Below are 21,670 nucleotides of genomic sequence, written 5' to 3' on the forward strand. Positions count from 1 at the left end.
AACTGAATGAACATTTTAGGTATAATTCCCGCCCGTTACGCATCTTCCCGATTCCCGGGTAAACCTTTAGTTGATATTGCCGGTAAAAGCATGATTCAAAGGGTGTATGAGCAGGCTAAGAAATGCGTTGATGTCGCCGAGGTAATAGTGGCTACCGACGATAGCCGCATATTTGATCATGTACAAGCCTTTGGCGGCGTTGCGGTTATGACAGCCGATGACCATCAAAGCGGTACCGACCGTTGTGCCGAGGTTGCCTCATTACATCCTGAATACGATGTGATTATCAACATACAGGGCGATGAACCGTACATCGACCCGGAACAGATAACCAAGCTGGCCGCCTGCTTTAACGATCCTGGTACCCAAATAGCTACATTGATAAAAAAGATCCTGACGAGGGAAGAGTTGTTTAACTATAACTCGCCTAAAGTTGTGATCAATAAACTATCCGAGGCGGTTTACTTTTCGCGCGCCACGCTGCCACACGTCCGCGCACAGGAGCCCGACAACTGGCTTGAATTCTATACTTATTTCAAACATATAGGCATTTATGGCTACCGGGCAGATGTGTTGCAGCAAATTACTAAACTCCCCATCTCGGGCCTCGAGAAAGCCGAAAGCCTTGAACAACTGCGCTGGATTGAGAATGGCTACCGCATAAAAGTTGCCGAAACGGAGCTGGAAACCCATGCAGTGGATGTACCGGCTGATTTGGAAAAGTTGAATTTGTTCAAGTAACTATATGACTACCCGGACGAAAAACTTACGAAGTTTTTAAAACTTCGTAAGTTTGGTTCACTTGCATATGGTGGGCAAGTACGCCTTCAGCCTTAGGCTTTTCGCTTTCAGCTTTTCTATCTGTTTTCCAGCACAGCAAATTTACCGCCGTAATCATTTAATTCGTCCTGGAATTGTTTATGTAATCCTGTTTCGTTGTATGCTTTGGTGGTTTCTGCCAATCCGTTCAATACATACAGCTGAAATTGTACTTCGCCAACGTTAAGGGCTTCGGGTTTATCTTTTAAAAGGGTGTAATTATAGGCAAGCTGGTCGGTAAGGTAATTGCCTATGCCTTTGGCATAGCGGTTGGCCAGCTCCTTGTCGTTGAGTTTATAGGCTAACTGGGCCAACAGCAGCTTACGATGAGCGGTATCAATGTTGGGGTTAATGTCGGGCATTTCCTGGTCAAACTTATGCAGGGCATTTAGGGCCAGGTCGCTGCGCCCATCTTTAATCAAGCCTTGGGCAAGGTCGTGAAAGGTGGTTTCCAGGTAAGGGTAAAACTGGGTTTTGCTTACATCGTCAAGATAGCGGGCATGTTTAAAATTGCCGTATTTAAACTTGTTCATTACGTTGTTGTACATTACCAGGCTGTTTACCTTGCCTAACTGGTCGTGCACTGCTGTATCGGCCTTAAATGGAATGAGGCGGTAGGTAAATCCTTCTTTATACAGGTAAGGCTGCATTCCCACCATATATTCAGGAGCTACCCCGATGGTGAAACATATCGGGCGTTTCCAATCGTTATGGGCCAGCAGGTCTATTATGGCCAGTTTATCTTTGTATAGGTAATCGCCAGTATATGTCCACTCCATGCTGTTGGTCAGCTTAGCCTTTTGTTGCGGGGTTACCCCGCCTTTTTTTACCAGCTCGTCCGGATCAACTTTAAGTTTAAAATTTTTGGTGGGCAGGTAGTTCATGCTTTCGCCGCTTTGGTATTGTACTTTGGTGCGTTCATCATCGGACGTGATGAAATCAAATACCTCTTTTACATCAACAGAACCAGGTATTTTGGCATCATTATAAACCATAAAATCGCGTACGCCCTGTTTGTATTTATCAAAAGGCATGGTAATGGGCAACGGGGCCGATTGGTTCATGGGCTTTTGCATCTGGCGGATGTACCAATCGCCGCTAAACAGGCTGGTACAAACTATACGCACATCGGGCCTTACGCCTTCAACTTCCTGATCGTACCAAAGGGAGTAGGTGTCATTATCGCCATTGGTAAACAGGATAGCATTTTTGGGGCACGAGATCAGAAAATTATACGCCATATCATGTGCCGTCATCTTGGTCGAGCGGTCATGATCGCCCCATTCCTGCCTGGCCATTAAAACAGGGGCAACAAGCAAGCAAACAGCCACCGAAGCAAAAGCAGCTCCCTTTGCATTTACTTTATGCCGTATAAAATCATTAATAGCCAGCACGCCCAGGCCTATCCAGATGGCAAAGGCGTAAAAGGAGCCTACGTACGAGTAATCGCGTTCGCGGGGCTGTATGTTGGCCTGGTTAACATATAGTACAATGGCCAGGCCCGTAAAAAACCACAGCAGGGCAATAACTATAGCATCGGCTTTTTTGCGTTTAATGTGGTAGGCCATGCCCAATAAGCCAACAACCAAAGGCAAGGCATATAAAGGAGTATAGGTATTGGAGCTGGTTATCGATTTTGGCAGGTGTTTGCTGCCATCAAACCAGCCCGATGTCCAGTTACCATCTATTGATACTGCGCTGGTTTGGCCGTCGGCATCATTGTAGCGGCCAACAAAATTCCATAAAAAGTAGCGCCAGTACATCTGGTACATTTGCCAGCTTAGCATCCACTTCATGTTATCGGCAAAAGTGGGGCTTTGCCCCTCGGCTAATTGCAACCATTGTTTGTAAAACTGTACGTTTTGGGCATATTGCGGATCGCCCTGCGTACTGTGCATACGTGGCATAAGTGTGTTATGATCGTACGTGTTGATGAGTTTTTTGCCGTTTACTTCGTACCGTTCGGCGCCCTTGCGGTAAAGGTTTTTACCTTCCTGCTGATCGGTAAGTTTGGCGTCAAAGTAGGGGCCATAAAGCAATGGTGTTTCGCCATATTGGATGCGGCCAAGATAATCGTTAAGTGTAAAGGCATTATCCGGGTGCGAGTTATTCAGATCGGTATTGGCAGTGGCCCGGATTGGGATATAAAAAAATGACCCGTAACCAAAGTAAATGAAGGCAAGGCAAATCAAGGCCAGGTTTAGCGCAGGCTTTTTATGGCGGATGCTGTACCGGATACCCAGGGCTAATGAAGCTACAATCAACATTACAAAACACATGGCACCGCTGCCAAAACCCAGGCCCAGGGAGTTCACAAAAAACAGGTCGGAGTAAGCTGCGAATTTGATGGTGTATTCCCTGATGCCATACTGTACCAAACCAAGTAATACGATGCTGAGCAAAAATACCACGATGCCGCTTTTTACAGTTGGGTTTTTATACCTGCGGAAATAATACACCATGGTAATAGCCGGGATGGTTAACAGGTTAAGCAGGTGGATGCCTATGGATAAGCCCATGAGGTAGGCTATTAAAACTATCCATTTATCGGCGCCCCGTTCATCAGCATGTGCCTCCCATTTTAAAATGGCCCAGAATACTACAGCTGTACAAAGCGAAGACAGGGCGAATACAATGGTCTCTACCGCCGAAAACCAAAAGGTATCGGTATAAGCAAAGGCCAAAGAACCAACCAGGCCGGCCCCCATTATCGCAATCAGTTGTGATGATGTGATTGTTTCGCCTTTTGCGACAAGCAGCTTTTTGGCCAGCGCGGTAATTGTCCAGAACAAAAACATTACCGTGGCAGCGCTTGCAAGGGCCGAACCGAGGTTGGTAAAATAAGGTACTTTGGTTTTATCACCCATGGATAGCAGCGAAAATACTTTACCCAGCATGGCAAACAGGGGGTAACCTGGCTGGTGCGATACCTGCAGGCGGTAGGCGCAGGCTATAAACTCGCCGCAATCCCAAAAGCTAACTGATGGCTCGAGTGTTAAAATGTAGGTTGTAAGGGCAATTACGAGGCAAAGCCAGCCCAGCAGATTGTTGATTTTGTTGTACTGCATTATTAATAAGGTTGTAAATGTTTTATCATACGTTAACGCGGTACAATTTCGAAGTAAAATATCGGAAGGCCATAGGCATTAACATCTGCTTAACATCTTTTAACAAAATTTAACTTATTGATTTTGAGTGAGTAGGTAAGGATGGCTTACCGTATAACCCTATAATTAATCACCAATAAATTAGAGGCAAAAACAACAACAACATTATCAAATTTAAAACGTACAAAGAATATTAGCCGATTTAACAAATACCCAATATCTGGGCGATAAAATGGCTGGTTAACCAATAAGAAAGCGACCTAATAATCATCAATTAATAAACCGTAGCTTTTCAGTAAATCGCTCAGGTATTTAATGTTTTTGGCCGTTATTACTCCTTCTTTTGTTTAAATAAAAAAAAATACACCGGGATAAACCTTTTCAGTCATGAGAACCAGACAGCATCATTTTATCAACAATAAGTGGATTGATTTCAATGCCGATAGTGAATTTGAGGAGGCAAAATGCCAGCTTGTGCTTGTATTTGGCGCCACCCAGCTAATTATGGTGCCGGCTGTGTATGAGTATCTGAAAATAAAATATCCCGTTGCCGATATTGTTTTTTCCTCAACTTCGGGCGAGATACTGGACAGCGAGGTATATGACGATAGTATTGTAGTTACCGCCATCGAGTTTGAAAAATCAAACATAAGTTGTGCTACAACCCACGTAAGCAATCAAACCAGCAGCTTTGAAACGGGTGCTTACCTGATGTCGCAGCTGGATAAAAATGGCTTGAAATGTGTGTTCATTATTTCCGATGGTACGTTTATTAACGGTAGCGACCTGGTGGCTGGTTTTAATAGCGATAACCTTAATAATGTGCCGGTAACAGGTGGCCTGGCGGGCGATGCGGCCAGGTTTAACAGCACGTTTACCAGCCTTAACAATATACCGGCGCAAGGTAATGTAACCGCTATTGGTTTTTACGGCGATAATTTGGTTATCAGCCACGGTTCAAATGGGGGATGGGATGAGTTTGGCCCGCAACGTACTATAACCAAATCTGATAAAAATGTATTGTTCGAGATTGATAACAAGAGTGCGCTTGACCTTTACAAAGAATATCTTGGCGAATATGTAAAAGAGTTGCCGGGATCGGCTCTGTTGTTTCCGTTATCATTAAGCATACCAGGGTCTGATAAAAAGTTAGTACGTACAATTTTGAGTGTTAACGAACAGGAAAAATCCATGACCTTTGCAGGTAACCTGCCAGAGGGGAGCCACGTGCGGCTGATGAAAGCCAACTTTGATAAGCTGATAAATGCATCGTCAACTGCGGCAACAGATGCTTCGGATAGGGCGGCGGCCACTAATCTTGCCATTATGGTGAGCTGCGTAGGTCGTAAACTGGTGCTTAACGAGCGTACCGACGAGGAATTAATGGTGGCTAAACAGGTTTTTGGCGACAAAACGGTGATTGCAGGCTTTTACTCCTACGGCGAGTTATCCCCATTGAACAAAGGCTCAAATTGCGAACTGCACAATCAAACCATGACCATTACCACTTTTACTGAGAACTAATTTATGGACTACCATTACCTGTTAGCTAAGCAAATAAGAAAAATGCTGCCGGCCCAATATCTGCAGGATGAGGCTATTTTGCAGTTTTTGAGTGCTGTAGATAATAGTTTTAAAAACTTTGACAAATCAATAAGGCTTGCCGATCATGCCTTTAACATCAGCGAACGCGAATACCTGGCTGCAACTGACGATCTTAAGCAACAAAACGAGATCAAAAAAAGATCAATACAACAATTAAAGGAAGCCATAAAAGCGCTTAATCCCGATGTTGAGCTAAACCTTTCCGATTCGGATGATGACCTGATCCATATCATCAGCTTTTTGCAGGAACGTATAACCAAGGCCAAAGAACTGGAAGTAGAGCTTATTCAATCAAAAGAACTTGCCGAAAAAGCGGCCATGGCCAAAGCGCAGTTTTTGAGCATCATGAGCCATGAAATACGTACGCCGATGAACGCTGTAATAGGCTTTACGCATTTACTCATTCACCAGGACCCTAAACCCGAGCAAAAAGAATTTTTGGGTTTTTTAAAATTTTCGGCCGAAAACCTATTGGTGTTGATTAATGATATATTGGATTTTAGCAAAATTGAGGCTGGTAAAGTTGAATTTGAACAAGTCGATTTCAGCGTAATCGAACTGATTAAAAATACCCGTCTATCGTTGCTGCAAAAAGCAAACGAAAAAAATATCCAGATTAAACTGATGATGGACCACGACCTGCCCAATGCTATTATAGGCGATCCGGTACGGTTGGGGCAGATATTAACCAACTTGATAAGCAATGCCGTGAAATTTACCAATAAAGGAAAGGTCACCATTACAGCCACAATGGCCGGTAACGACGGCGAAAACTCGACTATTGATTTTGAAGTTGCTGATACCGGTATTGGAATTATGCCCGATAAAATTGACCATATTTTTGATAGCTTTAACCAGGCCAGTACCGATACTACCCGCAAATATGGAGGCACAGGATTGGGCCTTACCATTACAAAACGCCTTTTACAATTGTTAGGTACTGATATTAAACTGAAAAGTGAATTTGGCGTTGGGTCTGTTTTTAGCTTTAGCCTGGTGTTTAAAAACAGCAAAAAGCACCTAAGCAGTACATCAGACAGCGACGAATTTTATGCCCTAAAAAGCCTGAAAGGTACCAGGCTGCTGATAGCCGAGGATAACCAGATTAATGTAATATTGGCTAAACATTTTATGAAGCAATGGGACGTGGAGTGCGATGTAGCCGAGAATGGCGAAATTGCGCTGATGCTGGTACAGACCCATAACTACGACCTGGTACTGATGGATTTACAAATGCCCGAAATGGATGGCTATCAAACCACTGCGGCAATACGTAACTTGGAGGGCGAGAAGTATAAAAAACTGCCCATTATAGCGCTTACCGCCTCGGCCATGCTGGATATACAGGATATGGCATTTACCGTTGGGATGAATGACTACGTGAGCAAACCATTTAATCCTAACGAACTTCACCGCAAAATAGCTTTGTACAGTAAGCATCAGGCAATAGTTTAACTATTTGTCATTTCATTAAGTTGTATATTTGTAATTGTCTCAATAATAAAATGTTATAAATCCGGGTGTTTACTAAATATCAAGATTTGGCCGTTTTTTCTCAACAAGTACACCAAAGCCTGAAAATTTTCTTACTTTTGTATCCCGTACACAAACATTTGGTTTCGGCATAAAACCGCAGCCATTTTTCAAAAAAATCATGACTAAATATATTTTTGTTACGGGTGGCGTTACCTCGTCGTTAGGAAAAGGTATTATCTCAGCCTCATTAGCCAAATTACTTCAATCGCGCGGTTATCGTGTCACAATCCAAAAGTTTGACCCCTATATCAATATTGATCCGGGAACGTTAAACCCATACGAGCATGGCGAATGCTACGTAACCGAGGATGGCGCCGAAACAGATTTAGACCTTGGTCATTACGAACGCTTTTTAAATACACCAACATCAAAAGCCAATAACATTACTACCGGCCGTATTTATCAAAATGTAATCAATAAAGAGCGTGAAGGTGCTTTTTTAGGTAAAACGGTACAAGTAGTACCACACATCACCGACGAAATTAAACGAAATTTCCGTATCCTTGGCGAAAGCGGTGATTACGATATCGTAATTACGGAATTGGGTGGTACTGTGGGTGACATCGAGTCATTGCCTTATATCGAGGCTGTACGCCAGTTCAGGTGGGAGATAGGTTCGGGTAACTCATTGGTTATTCACCTTACTTTGGTCCCTTTCCTTGCGGCCGCAGGCGAGTTAAAAACCAAGCCAACCCAGCACTCGGTAAAAATGCTGCTTGAATATGGCATTCAGCCCGATGTTTTGGTTTGCCGTACCGAGCATCACCTGAATATGGATATCCGAAAAAAAATCGCGCTTTTCTGTAACGTAAATATTAACGCGGTTATTGAATCTATTGATGCCTCAACTATTTACGATGTGCCTTTGCTGATGCTGAAAGAGCAACTGGATAAAACAGTACTTACCAAATTAAAATTATCGCACAAAAATGAACCGAGCCTGGATAACTGGAAAGATTTCCTGGGCCGCTTAAAAAATCCTACCGCAGATGTACGCATTGCCCTGGTAGGCAAATATGTAGAATTACCGGATGCCTATAAATCCATCACCGAAGCGTTCATTCACGCGGGCGCTGCCAAAGAGTGTAAGGTAAGGGTTGAATATATACCATCAGAAAGCCTGACGCCCGAAAACGCCATAGAAAAGCTTAAAGGCATGCACGGTGTGCTGGTTGCCCCTGGTTTTGGCGAACGTGGTTTTGAAGGTAAAATTGAAGCTATCCGTTATGTACGCGAAAACAACATACCTTTCTTTGGTATTTGTTTGGGCATGCAATGCGCGGTTGTTGAGTTTGGCCGCAATGTTTTGGGCCTTGAAAATGCCAACAGCACCGAGATGAACCCCGACACCAGGCACCCTGTTATTGGAATGATGGAAGATCAAAAAAACATCACCAATAAAGGAGGCACCATGCGCCTGGGGGCCTATGCCTGCGAGTTGAAAAAGAACAGTAAGGCTGCTGCTATATATGGTAAAACCAGTATATCCGAAAGGCACCGTCACCGTTACGAGTTTAATAACGTGTACTTGAAACAGTACGAAGCAGCCGGTTTGATACCTTCTGGAATTAACCCCGAGAATAACCTGGTGGAGGTTGTAGAGTTAAAAAATCACCCGTTTTTTGTGGGCTCGCAATTTCATCCCGAATTAAAATCAACAGTTGCAAATCCGCACCCACTTTTTATTAACTTTGTCGCCGCTTCACTGGCTTATGCCCGTAAGAAATAAGTAATTGTACGATACAATATAATGGATAAAAATACTTTCACAGGATTATTCCTGATTATGGCTATCATAGCCGGCTCAATTTATTTTTTAAAGCCGAATGAAGCCGAATTGAAAAAAGAGCGCCTGGTGCAACACCAGGATTCGGTAAAAAAGGGCTTGCTTAATAAAACAAATACGCCTGTGGCCGCTAAGTTTGATACCGCTAAAGCCGTGGTTAAAACTGTGGCCGATTCTGCAACTTTAAAAAGCCCCTTCGGCGCGGCATCTGTAGGCAGCGAGAAGCTTATCACTATAGAAAACCAGGAATTATTAGTTAAACTGAATACCAAAGGTGGTAAAGTAGCATCTGTTGAGTTAAAAAATTATAAAACCTTTGATAAAAAGCCGCTGGTATTGTTTAGTGGCGATAAAGATCATTTTGGTTTAAACTTTAACGTTGGCGCTAAAAACATCAATACCGACGAGTATTATTTTACCCCAAGTGGAACCGATTTAAAAGTAGCCGAAAAAGATTCGGCTTCCATTACCCTGCGTTTAAGCTACAGTCCAACACAGTATATTGATTATATATACAGCTTGAAAGGTACCGGTTTTAAATTAGGCCTTACCATTAAGCCAACCGGCCTTGATGGCGTTATGGCCAATAGCAGCAACCTTAACCTGAACTGGGCCGCCAGCCTGCACAAACAGGAAAAAGATATGAAACAGGAACGCCAGTATACAACTGTTTACTACTATAATACAGATGGCGATGTTGATTATTTGAGCGAGACCAAGGACGACCAAAAAGAGGTTAGTGATAAAAAGATGACCTGGGTTGCTTTTAAACAGCATTTTTTCTCTGATGCGCTGGTGGCTAAAAATGGGATAAGCAAATCAAATTTTGCAGCAGTAACCGATGTAGCCGATACTACGGATGTAAGGCAGATGAAAGCCGATTTAACCTTAGTGCGCTCGGCCGATGGCAGCGTTCCCCTGGAGTTTTATTTTGGTCCTAACCGCTATTCAACGCTTAAGGCACAGGGCTCAGATTTACAAAAATTGGTTAACCTGGGCTGGGGCCCGTTAAAATATATCAACCAGTTTGCTGTGTTGCCGTTGTTTAACTTCCTGAACCAATTTAACTGGAACTATGGGTTAATCATTTTGATACTGACAATTGCCCTTAAGCTGGTATTATCGCCGCTTACTTACAAATCATACCTGTCGATGGCTAAAATGCGTGTGCTGAAGCCCGAGATGGATGAAATAAAGGCAAAGGTAGGAGAGGATAACCCAACACTTTTACAACAGGAATACCTTAAGCTTTACAAAAAAGCGGGAGTAAACCCATTGGGTGGCTGTTTGCCGTTAGTGATACAGATGCCAATTGTTATCGCCTTTTTTAAGTTTTTCCCAAGCTTATTTGAACTGCGCGGACAAAGCTTTTTATGGATGCATGATTTATCAACGTATGATTCGGTAATTAAATTTGCCCCCATTATGGGTGTCGACCACATCAGTTTGATGTGTTTGCTGATGACCATTTCTACATTGATATACACTTATTTTAATAACCAGATATCGGGGGCTACCGGGCAAATGAAATATATCGGCTACATTACGCCGCTTATATTCCTGATTACCTTGAATAGCTATCCTTCAGGTTTGAATTATTACTACTTCCTGGCCAACATGCTTACATTTTTACAGCAATACCTGATTAAATTCATGGTTGATGATAAAAAAATTCATGCCCAAATCCAGGAAAACAAAAAGAAACCCGAGGAAAAGAAAAAGAAATCAGGTTTCCAGGCCCGTATGGAAGAGATGATGAAAAATCAACAACAAGCTAAGAAATAGTTTTTTGTACGAAAGATTAAACTGTCAGATATCCCGGGAGGTTTGCCTTTCGGGATATTTTGCGTTTGATGGGTGGGAAGCGTCAATTGTGTAAACGTAAATTTGCAGTTTGGTTAATCGCATACTCGGCCGGGTGTAATTTTAATGATACAAATACTCCTTAATTGCAATAACATTTTTTTAACTTAGAAGCTGTTTTGTTATCAATAAAATTTAATGATAAAACCCTCTGTTCCGGAAAATGAAAATGAGCGCCTCGCCGCTTTAAACTCCTACCAAATTCTGGACACTTTGCCCGAGCGGGCTTTTGATGAAATTACGCTCATCGCTTCCGAAATTTGTCAAACGCCTATCTCGTTAGTTAGCTTAATTGATAACGACAGGCAATGGTTTAAATCAAACAAAGGCCTGGAGGTTACCCAAACGCCTAAAGAACTTGCTTTTTGTGCTCATGCCATTTTGGAACCCAAAGAAGTAATGGTGGTTGCCGATGCGCAAATTGATGAACGATTTGCAGATAATCCACTGGTAACAGGTTCGCCACAGGTTGTTTTTTATACAGGTGTGCCGCTGATTAATCCGGATGGCTATGCCCTGGGCACCCTTTGCGTTATTGACCATAAAGCCCGCCAGCTCAATAACGCGCAAATAATTGCTCTTAAAGCCTTGGCGAACCAGGTGGTGGCGCAGCTTGAACTTAAAAAGAAAGTTAATGAACTTAACACAACCAGGCTCCAACTGGAAGAATCAAACCAACATCTTGAAAAATTTGCCATAATGGCGGCTCATGATATCCGCAACCCGCTCACCAATATTTTGCTTACCGGGCAAGTATTAAAAGATAGATTTAAAGATAAGCTTGATGAAAAAGGCAATAAATTCCTGGATATTATCAATGCATCTTCCTATAAATTGATCTCGTTCCTCGAAAAGATGCTCGACTATTCCAAATCAAGCAAAGTGCTGATGCAGAACAGGGAGGAAGTTGAGGTAATGAGCCTGTTAGATGAAGTACTTAAACTGGTGAACATACCAGCTGCTTTTACTGTTAACATATCATCGCGGCCTGTTAAAATTACCACATCGGTTGTTGCGTTTGAACAGATCATGGCTAACCTGATTAATAACGCTATCCGTTATAACAACAAACCTAAGGGCATTATACAGATTGAATTTACAGCCGATAACTGGTTTTACACTTTTGCTATTACCGACAATGGCATAGGCATTGCTCCGGAAAATTACACCAAAATATTTGAACCCATGACCACACTGGGCGTTAAAGACAGGTTTGACGTACAGGGTTCGGGTGTTGGATTAAGTACCGTAAAAAGCCTGGTTGAGGCATTGGGCGGCACTATAAAGGTTAACTCGGTTATTGATGAGTTTACGACGTTTACATTTACGCTTAAAAGGTAACTTAACGCCGATGTATAAACCCACTTGTTAACTTACGAAGTTTTTAAAACTTCGTAAGTTAGGCCTTCATGATAGGTTTGTTTAATATTTATACGGCTTCATTGTAGCACATGAACAGGCGCAATTTGCATCGGTGATGCCAAGCTTCTTTAAAAAGAACTGGTAAAAACCAATACGATCTGCCATGCCGAAGTTATCGCCTTTACCGCATTCTACGTCGCCATTAACAATGTTGATTGTCATGCCAAAGCCGGGTGTTGTACGGCCGTTTGCTTTATCATTAGCTGTCGGTTGCCATTTGCCGGTCATCACATCATGGGCCGATGGCTTATGGGTTTCGGGGGTCATCCAAAAATATATGGCGGCTTTAAAAGCTATTACCGGGTCTTGCTCTACCAATTCGGGGTTGTTGAGCAATATTTTTGAGTTGCCAAAAATAATGTTCGAGGCAAAACCATAGTTTCCGTTATAACTTAATTGCATGGGGCCGCGGCCGTAGTATTTTTTCCCTTTAACCGCAGGATATTCGTCGCTGTCGGATATATACACGTTTGATGTATTGTCTTCGTGTATCAACATCAATCCGTCGGTATAACTCCCGTTCATGCCGTGGCGCGTTTCGTGGGCTATTTGTGCAAAAAATGCCGCCAGTTCTTTTTTGTTGATATCGGCTGCCGAGGCAGTGCAGAAGTCGCCATAGTCAACGGTAAACACACTATCGGGTTTCTTTTTCGCCCATTCTTCATTCCAGTCGGCATCCTGGCGGGCAACAGAATCTTTACCTGTTTTTTTGTTGGTGCGGATGAATTGATAAACCGACACGGCCCTGCGGGATACCTTTACTTTAACCAGCCCCAATTCATTAGCCGCTTTAATAAATGCGGCATAAGTATAAAATTTATTACGTTGTGGGAAAAGCTCATTGAACTGTTTCTCGGTAAGTATGCTGCTGATAGATGCCTTAGGTGCAGTTGTAACTATTGCGGCAGTATCCTGAATTTTTTTATCCCCGATGCTGCCGCCGCAGCTAACAGATGATATAATCATGGTGCTGGCGGCAACAAACAATAGCTTAGATGATAATATGATCGATTTCATGATTTTCATTAAATAACGGTTTTGACTATATTATAGGTGCAAGTTTAACGCTATCATTTTATAAAAGCATTTTATATGTAAAAATTACACAAAAGTGTTGTGTTATAATATTGGAATTGCGCTATTTGTTTCCGGTAAAAGTGATATATTCACTTTGGACGAACGAGGTATGAAAAGAATTCATGAAGATATATACTAAAACAGGAGATAAAGGGTTTACATCACTAATAGGTGGTACCCGGGTAGCTAAATACCATTTGCGGATTGAAAGCTATGGAACTGTTGATGAGCTAAACTCATACATTGGCCTTATCCGCGATCAGGATATTGCCAGCCATGATAAGGAAATATTGAAGCAGATACAGGACAGGTTGTTTACAATAGGCTCCTCTCTGGCAGCAGACCCCGAACGGTCAAAAATGGTGATACCTGATTTGCATATGGAAGATGTGGAGTTACTTGAAAAAGAAATGGACAGCATGAATGAACAATTGCCCGAGCTGCGTCATTTTATTTTACCGGGTGGCAGTAATGCCATTTCGTTTTGCCATATTGCAAGATGTATATGCAGGCGTGCCGAGCGGATAACCGTTGAACTGGCCACCGGGAGTACAGTAGACGAAAAAGTGAATATTTACCTGAACAGGCTGAGCGACTACCTGTTTACTTTGGCCCGCAAAATTGGATATGATAATAAAGTGCCTGAGAATCAATGGATACCGAGAATTTGATAATGTGAAAAAAAATATTGATATTCCACTTAAAAATATTATAGTTTTGCGAAAAAGTTAATTTACTGATAAATTATAAAATATAGAGAAATATGTATTGGACACTTGAACTTGCATCGCATCTTGAAGATGCACCATGGCCCGCAACAAAAGATGAATTAATTGATTACGCTATCCGTTCCGGAGCTCCTGTTGAGGTGATTGAAAACCTGCAGGCATTGGAAGATGATGGTGAACCGTACGAAAATATAGAAGAGATATGGCCGGATTACCCGACCAAAGATGATTTCTTTTTTAACGAAGACGAATACTAATCTGCATAAAAAAGCCTCTTTTTAGGGGCTTTTTTATTTAGGCTACATTTTTGGAATGATTTTAGTAATAAGCTTAACACATTTATCACTTAAAACTTACAAAAATGAGAGGCTTATTGTACATTATCGCGGTTATCCTGGTAATAGGATGGCTATTCGGCTTTTTCTTTGGGCATGCCGGAAATTTAATTCACATACTTTTGGTAATAGCCATTATAGCTTTACTATTAGGCGTAATCAGGCGGGCTTAACAAACCCTGTATAACCCTGCATAAATAAAAAAGCCATCGGACTACCCGGTGGCTTTTTTGCTTAAAAGCAATGCTGCTATCGCGATGTCTTCAGGGAATGTAATTTTAATGTTTTCATAACTGCCCTCAGTAAGTTGAATATCAATGCCGATTTGTTCAACAACGCTGGCATCATCAGTAAATTTAGGGCTGAAGGCCTGTTCATAAGCTTTTCTTAACAAGCCGGCTTTAAAGGTTTGGGGCGTTTGAACCAGGTAAATGTCATCCCGTAATAAACTTACCGATTTATCGGCAGTGCCCTGCCTTACAGAATCGCGGCTTTTAACGGCTGTTACCGCGTTGCCATGCTCATGGGCATGGTTGTATGATGTTTGGATGATAGAAGCGCTGGTGAGCAGCCGAACGGCGTCATGCACGGCAATTAAATCGTCATCGTCACTACAAATAGCGTTCAATCCGTATTTTACAGAATGAAAGCGTGTTTCGCCGCCGGCGACCAATAGGTGGGGAATGCTGAAATCGTGTTTTTTGCACAACTCATGCCAGTACGCATGAAAATCGGGATGAAGAACAAGAACGATATCTGGATTAACGCCGGAATTGTAAAATGCCAGCATAGTATGCATTAGTACAGGCAAACCATTAATCAAAAGAAATTGTTTTGGCACGGCAGTCTGCATACGGGTACCCGAGCCCCCGGCTACTATAATAGCATATTTAGATTTGAGATTTGAAATTTGAGATAGGAGATTGGCTTCGGTCATTTTTATTTTGTTTAACCATTTACCTGTCGTGCTTTGTTCTTCAGCACGACAGCTTCAATTTTTCTGTCATCCCGAGGTACGAAGGCTTTATCGGTTATGCATGACCGATAGAAAAGTTCGCGAATAGATGCTTCGTTCCTCAGCATGACAGTTTTTTATTTTTCAATGTCATTCCCCTTTTGAGAATTTTGCGAAATTTTACTGCTCAGGATGACATTAATTTTCAGTAAATCTAAAACAAAAAAAATGAGATATAAGCTTTAGCCTCATATCTCATTTTTGATATCTCAAATCTAAACTTATATAATCAGCATGGCATCACCATAGCTGTAAAAGCGGTATTTTTCTTTAACAGCAACTTCGTAAGCGTTCATTACATGTTCGTAACCGCCAAATGCCGATACCATCATCAACAGGGTTGATTCTGGCGTGTGGAAGTTGGTGATCATGGAGTTTGCAATGCTAAAATCGTACGGAGGGAAAATGAATTTGCTGGTCCAGTCGTTGGCAGCTTTAAGTGTTTTACCTGCAGATACCGCCGATTCGATGGCGCGCATTGATGTGGTACCAACAGCGCATATCCGTGCTTTGCGCTCAATACCGCGGTTTACAATGTCGGCTTGTTTTTGCTCGATAATGAATTGTTCTGAATCCATTTTGTGCTTGGTTAAGTCCTCAACCTCAACCGGGCGAAAAGTTCCTAAACCTACGTGAAGGGTAACTTCAGCAAAATCAACGCCTTTTAGCTCAAGGCGTTTCATCAGCTCGCGGCTGAAGTGCAAACCTGCAGTAGGGGCTGCAACTGCGCCTTCGTGTTTGGCAAAAATAGTTTGGTAGCGTTCTTTATCTTCGGCAGTAGCTTTACGCTTAATGTATTTTGGCAGCGGTGTTTCGCCCAGGATCTCCACATTGCGGCGGAATTCCTCGTCGGTTCCATCAAATAAAAAGCGAATGGTACGGCCACGCGAAGTGGTATTGTCAACAACTTCGGCAATTAACAAATCGTCATCGCCAAAATATAATTTATTACCTACACGTATTTTACGGGCCGGATCAACTAGTACATCCCATAAGCGTAGTTCTTTGTTTAGTTCGCGTAATAAAAAAACTTCAATGGTAGCGCCTGTTTTTTCTTTATTTCCATACAAACGGGCAGGGAATACTTTAGTATTGTTAAGGATCATTACATCCTTATCGTCAAAATAATCAAGTACGTCTTTAAATATTTTATGCTCAATTTTGCCAGAATCCTTGTGTAATACCATTAAACGCGCTTCGTCGCGGGTAGCTGATGGGTTGTGTGCAATTAGTGACTCTGGTAAATTGAATTTAAATTGAGATAATTTCATGTTTGTGTATATGAATTTTCAGGGCGCAAATGTATGAATTTTTTTGTTAAATTCACGGATTTTTTTAAGGGTCTCCTTATTTTATAAACCTTTAAGTTTAATATTAAATTGCTGTAACTTAAACGCAGCAATACCGTCTAAAAAACAAAAATATTCAACCGGGTAAAATCTGTTCATTTTAGCTTTTGCTACGGTGCAAATGCAATAAGGTTAACCATTGAAATCAAAATAAGTTTATATGCTGTTTTTAAAACTTTTCGGGGAAAGCTTTTTGTTTGCTTTTGATGCACTAAAACAAAACAAAACCCGCACAACACTTTCGTTGTTAGGTGTAACCATTGGCATATTTACCATTATAGCCGTATTTTCGGCAGTTGATACACTGCGTAACAACCTGCAAAACAGCGTTAATAAGTTAGGCAACAACAGTATTTACGTTGAAAAATGGCCTTGGGTAGGCGGCAGCGATTTTCCGTGGTGGAAATACTTGCGCAGGCCGGTACCCAAGCTTAAAGATTTTAATGAACTGTCGCGCCGTAGCCAAACCGCCGAAGCTTTGTCTTACGAGATAAGCGTTGACAACCGTACCATTAAATATAAAAGCAATACCGTTGATGGCGCCCAGATTGATGCGGCATCGCAAGATCACAACAAAACCTGGAATTTTGATTTTGCGGAAGGACGGTATTTTACCGGGATGGAATCAAAAACAGGTGCCCCGATAACCGATATAGGTTTCGATATAGCCCAAAACCTTTTCCCGGCCGGTGATGCAATTGGCAAACAGATAAAAGTAATGGGCCGCTATGTTACGGTAGTTGGTGTGTTTTCAAAACAAGGTAAGGACATGCTGGGCATATCTACCGATAAAGAAGTTTTATTGCCACTAAATTTTGCGCATAACCTGGTTGATATCCAGGCCGAAAATTATCACCCATCCATCATTGTGCGGGGTAAAGATGGTATCCCTACCGATGATGTTGAAAGCGAGATAAGGGGCCTCATGCGTTCAATCAGGAGCTTAAGGCCTGGTGTCGAAGATAATTTTGCGCTTAACCGTACCACCATGCTAACCCAGCAATTGGATAGTGTTTTTAAAGTTTTAAACACCGGCGGGGCTATAATAGGTTTATTTTCGATGCTGGTTGGCGGGTTTGGTATAGCCAACATCATGTTTGTATCGGTAAAGGAGCGCACAAATATTATAGGCATCCAAAAATCATTGGGTGCTAAAAACTATTTCATATTATTACAGTTCTTAATTGAATCCGTATCGCTTTGCCTCATGGGTGGGTTAATAGGCCTGTTATTTGTATATTTTTTAACGTTTGGTATTAAAGCTGTATTTGATGTGCAGGTGATACTTGGGGCTTCAAATATTATAACAGGTTTAAGCTTCTCGCTGATAACAGGTGTTTTATCAGGGATAATTCCGGCTTATTTTGCATCGGTACTAGACCCTGTTGAAGCAATACGGACTAACTAACGTAATAAATGAAAATTGTAAACAGTATTTTTATTGTTGCCGTGCTGGTAGCTGCACAGGCATGTAACCAACCAGTAAAGCAGCAGGAGGCTGTTAAAGCCGATACTGCCGCTGTTAAAGTTGTAGATGCAAAAATTGCAGATACTGCCAATACGGCCCAGGTGTTTTCTGCTTACATTGCGCTTAAAAATGAATTTCTTAAATCAAATATAGCAGGGATTAAAGCTGCGGCTTCGGTACTTGAAAGTAAGCTTATTGGCATTAAAGGTTGTTCAGAAACCGCTACGCTCACTAATAAAATGGTAACAACCGATGATATAAAAGATCAACGTGCAGCCTTTTTAACGCTGAGTAATGATGTGATTGCCCTTGTTAAAGGAAGTAAGATAAAAACAACAGCTATCTACGTTGATTTTTGCCCTATGGCTGATGCCGGTAAAGGCGGCTATTGGTTATCGCTCGATAAGAAAATTGCAAATCCATACTTTCCCGAACATATGAGAGAGTGCGGATTGGTGAAGGAGCAGCTGAATTAATACAAACCTTATTTACTGATTTACACTCACCGCAGGGTTATAATATTTGGCCGCTTTTTCAAACAAAGTTTCGGGTACAAAAGGCTTGGTAAGATAATCGCTCATACCTGCTTCTAAGGCTTTGTTGTAGGTTTCGGGCATGGCATCGGCTGTTAATGCTATGATGGGTATATCCGGGTGCGATTTTTTGATAATAGCTGAAGCTTCAAATCCATCCATAACCGGCATCTGTAAATCCATAATGATAAGGTTATAGCTGTTATTGTTTACCATATTTACGGCTATCTCGCCATTTAGCGCCTCGTCAGTACTCGCATTCCATTTTTTTAAAAAACGGGTGGCAATCATCAGGTTCATTTTATTGTCATCAACTACCAGTATATTCATGCCAGCCAGGTTAAGTGTAAACCCGGCCACAGATGGTGTAACAGGCTGATGGCCTGTAGTTTTTGAAGCTATATTAAAGGCGATAGAAAATGCAAAGGATGTGCCCTCGTGCAGTTCGCTTATAACAGATATAGTGCTGTTGTGCAACTCAACCAGGCGTTTGGTGATGGCAAGGCCAAGGCCGGTACCGCCATAATCATTATTAATTACATGCTTATCCTGCATAAACGGATCAAAAACAATACCGAAACTATCGGCACTGATGCCTATCCCGGTATCGGTAACCGTAAACTTAACCGTTACAGTAGTGCTGTTTATTAGTTCTTTCTCCAGTTTAATGGTAACCCCGCCGGTATGGGTAAACTTTACAGCATTGCTCACCAGGTTGTTCATTACCTGGCTTAAACGCATGTTGTCGCCGGTTACCATTTCTGGTATACCATCGTCAATTACAACATCCAGATATAATTGCTTTTCGGTAATCCTGGCGTGAAAGGACTGCTTTATTTTATGGATTAATTGATGAAGGTTGAACGGCGAGTTGTTAAGCTCAAGTTTGCCTGCCTCAATTTTATTATAATCTAAAATGTCATTGATGATAGCCAGCAGGTTCTCGCCCGAAAACTTTAAGGTATTCAGGTATTCCAGTTGCTCTGGCCGGGGATTTTCCGAGAGTAATAAATTGGTAGTGCCAATAACCGCATTCATCGGGGTGCGTATCTCATGGCTCATGATCGACAAAAACTCCGATTTAAATTTCGATGCCTTTTCGGCCACCTCTTTCGCCCAGATCAACTCTTGCCGTGCCTTTTGCTGGTCGGTTATATCTTCGCCAATGCTACTGGTTTCTCTCAGGTCGCCATTTTCGTCAAAAATAATGGTGTTTTGCCAGCTTATAATCCGTTCCTCGCCATTGCGGCAAATAATAGGATTAATAAAATGGGCTTCCACCGCATTATTTTTAAACCAGTTGGTCATAAAATCTTTTAAGTCGTGCGGTATAAAATGTTCCATCCAGTTCATACCTGCAATTTCGGTTTGGGAGTAACCAAGCAGTTTGGCCAGGTATTTATTGCAAAAAATCACGTTACCGTTTTTATCTAAAGTAACGGCTGCCAGGTTAATGGTCTCTAAAACCAATTTATACTTGCTTTCTGACTGCCGGTAGTCTAATTCGGCTTGTTTGCGTTCTGTTATATCCTGTAAAGTACCAATGATTTTACGTATGGTGCCATCATCGCGCCTCATTAGCTTACCTATAATTACGCTTAGATATTTTACGTTGCCATTTGGGGTAATTATGCGGTATTCTTGCGAGATATCTTTTAAATTTTCGGGTTTTCTGAGCAATTGCTTTAAAATATGCCTGTCATTAGGATGAACATATTTTAACAACAACCTTATTTGGTTTAATTCCCGCGGGTCAACGGCCGAAACTTCATATATAATGTTCAATTCATCCGACCAGGCAAGCAGGTTTGTGGTTAAGTTCCATTTCCAGTTACCTATTTTGGCAATGGTTTGGGCTTCCACCAGTTCTACCTGGCTAACTTTTATAGCTTTTTCAGATAGCTTAGCTTCTGTGATGTCCTGCAATACGCCAAAAATCTTTTTACCACTGCCATCATCAGCCTGCAACAAATCGCCACGGATAATTTTAATATATTTTAAATTGCCCTTCGGCGTAATAAATTTATGTTCAAACTGGGGCTGTGTTATCTGGTGAACGCTTGATAGGTAAGCTTCGGCATTTTTGCGGTCGTCCTGGTGGATGAGGCTAATATAATAATGAAATTTGCTGATATTAGGGGGGATACTCTCAATCTCGAGCAGGCTGAATAAGTTATCTGACCAATAGGCTTCACTTGTAATGCTATCATACCACCAGTTACCGGTTTTTGAAATGGCCTGTGCCTCAAGTAAAAGAGCTTCATTGGCCTTTAGAGCGTTTGCATATCTTTTTTGTTCGGATATATCTACAAAAACTAACGAAATACGCTGCATATATGCGCCATTCCTGTCAAAAATTGGCACAACCTTAGCTATAAACCAAAGATCGGGATCAAAATCCGACATGAAATCAAAAGACGTTGACAAACGGGTTTGTATTACATAATCAAGCGCCTCATTATATTTCTTCGCCTTGTCTGTGCCTAATACGTCTTCTATTTTTTTTCCTATAAATGCTCTTGGGTTAACTGTTATTTTTGTTAAATCGCTAAACCAGGCGTTTTGGCAAACCTTATCTTCATTAAACTCATAAATAATATCATTTAATGAGTTTATGAGCGATGAAAGGTCTTCCCGGCTTTGGCGCAACATGCCGTCATTAGCTATCAGGTTACTGTTAAGCTGCATTACATTATCGACAGCATTTTTAAGCTTATATTGATATGATTTTACAACCAGGAATGACACGTAGGCGATGATGGAGAAAACCACAATAAGCACCGCCAGTACAGGCAGCGATATATTAAGCCGGGGGCCATTAATATAAGCAGCGATGATTGCCAGTAAATTAAGGCCGCAAATGGTAACAAATTCCCATGCTTTATTACAAAACAAAGTAAGGGCTATAAATATGGTAATGGAGCTAAACAGGTATGCATGCCCAAAACCATTAATGGTTAATAATATGTAATTATTAATTATCAGGAAAGCTAAAATTGTGATGTAAGTACTTGCCATATAAATGGC

Annotated in this window: 16 protein-coding genes; 11 read left to right on the top strand and 5 right to left on the bottom strand. The window is 41.7% G+C overall.

Annotated features, from left to right (window positions below):
* Positions 1 to 6 precede the first annotated feature (6 nt).
* Positions 7 to 741, top strand: a complete 735-nt coding sequence (kdsB, locus tag PQ469_RS09115; protein ID WP_274212673.1) for a 3-deoxy-manno-octulosonate cytidylyltransferase — start codon at positions 7 to 9, stop codon at positions 739 to 741.
* Between the two features lie 116 nt (positions 742 to 857).
* Here the strand turns inward: kdsB and PQ469_RS09120 are convergent, their stop codons facing one another.
* A complete protein-coding gene (locus PQ469_RS09120; RefSeq protein ID WP_274212674.1) occupies positions 858 to 3,887 on the bottom strand; it encodes a protein O-mannosyl-transferase family in 3,030 nt (1,009 codons plus the stop codon).
* A 426-nt stretch (positions 3,888 to 4,313) separates the two neighbouring features.
* Between PQ469_RS09120 and PQ469_RS09125 the strand changes: the two genes are divergently transcribed.
* From PQ469_RS09125 to PQ469_RS09145, 5 genes are all read left to right on the top strand, one after another.
* On the top strand, positions 4,314 to 5,450 hold the full coding sequence (locus tag PQ469_RS09125) for an FIST signal transduction protein (protein ID WP_274212675.1): 1,137 nt from the start codon (positions 4,314 to 4,316) through the stop codon (positions 5,448 to 5,450).
* A 3-nt stretch (positions 5,451 to 5,453) separates the two neighbouring features.
* The gene (locus PQ469_RS09130) at positions 5,454 to 6,986 is read left to right on the top strand and encodes a response regulator (RefSeq protein ID WP_274212676.1); all 1,533 of its coding nucleotides are present in this window, start codon (positions 5,454 to 5,456) and stop codon (positions 6,984 to 6,986) included.
* A gap of 199 nt (positions 6,987 to 7,185) precedes the next feature.
* Positions 7,186 to 8,796, top strand: a complete 1,611-nt coding sequence (gene pyrG / locus PQ469_RS09135) for a CTP synthase (protein WP_274212677.1) — start codon at positions 7,186 to 7,188, stop codon at positions 8,794 to 8,796.
* 21 nt (positions 8,797 to 8,817) lie between these two features.
* Complete coding sequence (gene yidC, locus PQ469_RS09140) at positions 8,818 to 10,638, top strand: membrane protein insertase YidC (RefSeq protein WP_274212678.1); 1,821 nt, start codon at positions 8,818 to 8,820, stop codon at positions 10,636 to 10,638.
* 216 nt (positions 10,639 to 10,854) lie between these two features.
* Complete coding sequence (locus tag PQ469_RS09145) at positions 10,855 to 12,057, top strand: sensor histidine kinase (protein ID WP_274212679.1); 1,203 nt, start codon at positions 10,855 to 10,857, stop codon at positions 12,055 to 12,057.
* Positions 12,058 to 12,138: 81 nt separating this feature from the next.
* Here PQ469_RS09145 and PQ469_RS09150 read toward each other — a convergent pair whose 3' ends face one another.
* Positions 12,139 to 13,155: a chitinase gene (locus PQ469_RS09150; protein ID WP_274212680.1), complete on the bottom strand. Its 1,017-nt coding sequence runs from the start codon at positions 13,153 to 13,155 to the stop codon at positions 12,139 to 12,141.
* Positions 13,156 to 13,337: 182 nt separating this feature from the next.
* On the opposite strand from PQ469_RS09150, the gene PQ469_RS09155 reads away from it, so the two are divergent.
* The 3 genes from PQ469_RS09155 (at position 13,338) to PQ469_RS09165 (ending at position 14,451) form a co-directional block, all read left to right on the top strand.
* Complete coding sequence (locus tag PQ469_RS09155) at positions 13,338 to 13,886, top strand: cob(I)yrinic acid a,c-diamide adenosyltransferase (protein WP_090652028.1); 549 nt, start codon at positions 13,338 to 13,340, stop codon at positions 13,884 to 13,886.
* Positions 13,887 to 13,978: 92 nt separating this feature from the next.
* Entirely contained in the window at positions 13,979 to 14,200 is a 222-nt protein-coding gene (locus PQ469_RS09160) for a DUF2795 domain-containing protein (RefSeq protein WP_002996718.1), read from the top strand.
* A 104-nt stretch (positions 14,201 to 14,304) separates the two neighbouring features.
* On the top strand, positions 14,305 to 14,451 hold the full coding sequence (locus PQ469_RS09165; protein WP_143065512.1) for a lmo0937 family membrane protein: 147 nt from the start codon (positions 14,305 to 14,307) through the stop codon (positions 14,449 to 14,451).
* Between the two features lie 41 nt (positions 14,452 to 14,492).
* Here the strand turns inward: PQ469_RS09165 and PQ469_RS09170 are convergent, their stop codons facing one another.
* Together PQ469_RS09170 and queA are read right to left on the bottom strand one after the other, a co-directional pair.
* Complete coding sequence (locus tag PQ469_RS09170) at positions 14,493 to 15,215, bottom strand: 2-C-methyl-D-erythritol 4-phosphate cytidylyltransferase (RefSeq protein ID WP_274212681.1); 723 nt, start codon at positions 15,213 to 15,215, stop codon at positions 14,493 to 14,495.
* A gap of 299 nt (positions 15,216 to 15,514) precedes the next feature.
* A complete protein-coding gene (gene queA / locus PQ469_RS09175) occupies positions 15,515 to 16,564 on the bottom strand; it encodes a tRNA preQ1(34) S-adenosylmethionine ribosyltransferase-isomerase QueA (protein WP_090652026.1) in 1,050 nt (349 codons plus the stop codon).
* 238 nt (positions 16,565 to 16,802) lie between these two features.
* On the opposite strand from queA, the gene PQ469_RS09180 reads away from it, so the two are divergent.
* Together PQ469_RS09180 and PQ469_RS09185 are read left to right on the top strand one after the other, a co-directional pair.
* Positions 16,803 to 18,050, top strand: a complete 1,248-nt coding sequence (locus PQ469_RS09180) for an ABC transporter permease (protein WP_090652025.1) — start codon at positions 16,803 to 16,805, stop codon at positions 18,048 to 18,050.
* 8 nt (positions 18,051 to 18,058) lie between these two features.
* The gene (locus tag PQ469_RS09185) at positions 18,059 to 18,586 is read left to right on the top strand and encodes a DUF3347 domain-containing protein (RefSeq protein ID WP_274212683.1); all 528 of its coding nucleotides are present in this window, start codon (positions 18,059 to 18,061) and stop codon (positions 18,584 to 18,586) included.
* A 12-nt stretch (positions 18,587 to 18,598) separates the two neighbouring features.
* Here the strand turns inward: PQ469_RS09185 and PQ469_RS09190 are convergent, their stop codons facing one another.
* Entirely contained in the window at positions 18,599 to 21,661 is a 3,063-nt protein-coding gene (locus PQ469_RS09190) for a PAS domain-containing hybrid sensor histidine kinase/response regulator (RefSeq protein ID WP_274212684.1), read from the bottom strand.
* Positions 21,662 to 21,670 lie beyond the last annotated feature (9 nt).

The organism is Mucilaginibacter sp. KACC 22773 (genome assembly GCF_028736215.1).
GTDB lineage: Bacteria > Bacteroidota > Bacteroidia > Sphingobacteriales > Sphingobacteriaceae > Mucilaginibacter.

Bases quoted from the DNA above. Each gene is read 5' to 3' on its own strand.
- PQ469_RS09145 (WP_274212679.1), top strand. From the start codon at position 10,855: ATGATAAAACCCTCTGTTCCGGAAAATGAAAATGAGCGCCTCGCCGCT.
- PQ469_RS09120 (WP_274212674.1), bottom strand. From the start codon at position 3,887: ATGCAGTACAACAAAATCAACAATCTGCTGGGCTGGCTTTGCCTCGTA.
- PQ469_RS09190 (WP_274212684.1), bottom strand. From the start codon at position 21,661: ATGGCAAGTACTTACATCACAATTTTAGCTTTCCTGATAATTAATAAT.
- PQ469_RS09185 (WP_274212683.1), top strand. From the start codon at position 18,059: ATGAAAATTGTAAACAGTATTTTTATTGTTGCCGTGCTGGTAGCTGCA.
- PQ469_RS09170 (WP_274212681.1), bottom strand. From the start codon at position 15,215: ATGACCGAAGCCAATCTCCTATCTCAAATTTCAAATCTCAAATCTAAA.
- PQ469_RS09130 (WP_274212676.1), top strand. From the start codon at position 5,454: ATGGACTACCATTACCTGTTAGCTAAGCAAATAAGAAAAATGCTGCCG.
- pyrG (WP_274212677.1), top strand. From the start codon at position 7,186: ATGACTAAATATATTTTTGTTACGGGTGGCGTTACCTCGTCGTTAGGA.
- PQ469_RS09180 (WP_090652025.1), top strand. From the start codon at position 16,803: ATGCTGTTTTTAAAACTTTTCGGGGAAAGCTTTTTGTTTGCTTTTGAT.
- yidC (WP_274212678.1), top strand. From the start codon at position 8,818: ATGGATAAAAATACTTTCACAGGATTATTCCTGATTATGGCTATCATA.
- kdsB (WP_274212673.1), top strand. From the start codon at position 7: ATGAACATTTTAGGTATAATTCCCGCCCGTTACGCATCTTCCCGATTC.
- PQ469_RS09150 (WP_274212680.1), bottom strand. From the start codon at position 13,155: ATGAAATCGATCATATTATCATCTAAGCTATTGTTTGTTGCCGCCAGC.
- PQ469_RS09160 (WP_002996718.1), top strand. From the start codon at position 13,979: ATGTATTGGACACTTGAACTTGCATCGCATCTTGAAGATGCACCATGG.
- PQ469_RS09125 (WP_274212675.1), top strand. From the start codon at position 4,314: ATGAGAACCAGACAGCATCATTTTATCAACAATAAGTGGATTGATTTC.
- PQ469_RS09165 (WP_143065512.1), top strand. From the start codon at position 14,305: ATGAGAGGCTTATTGTACATTATCGCGGTTATCCTGGTAATAGGATGG.
- PQ469_RS09155 (WP_090652028.1), top strand. From the start codon at position 13,338: ATGAAGATATATACTAAAACAGGAGATAAAGGGTTTACATCACTAATA.
- queA (WP_090652026.1), bottom strand. From the start codon at position 16,564: ATGAAATTATCTCAATTTAAATTCAATTTACCAGAGTCACTAATTGCA.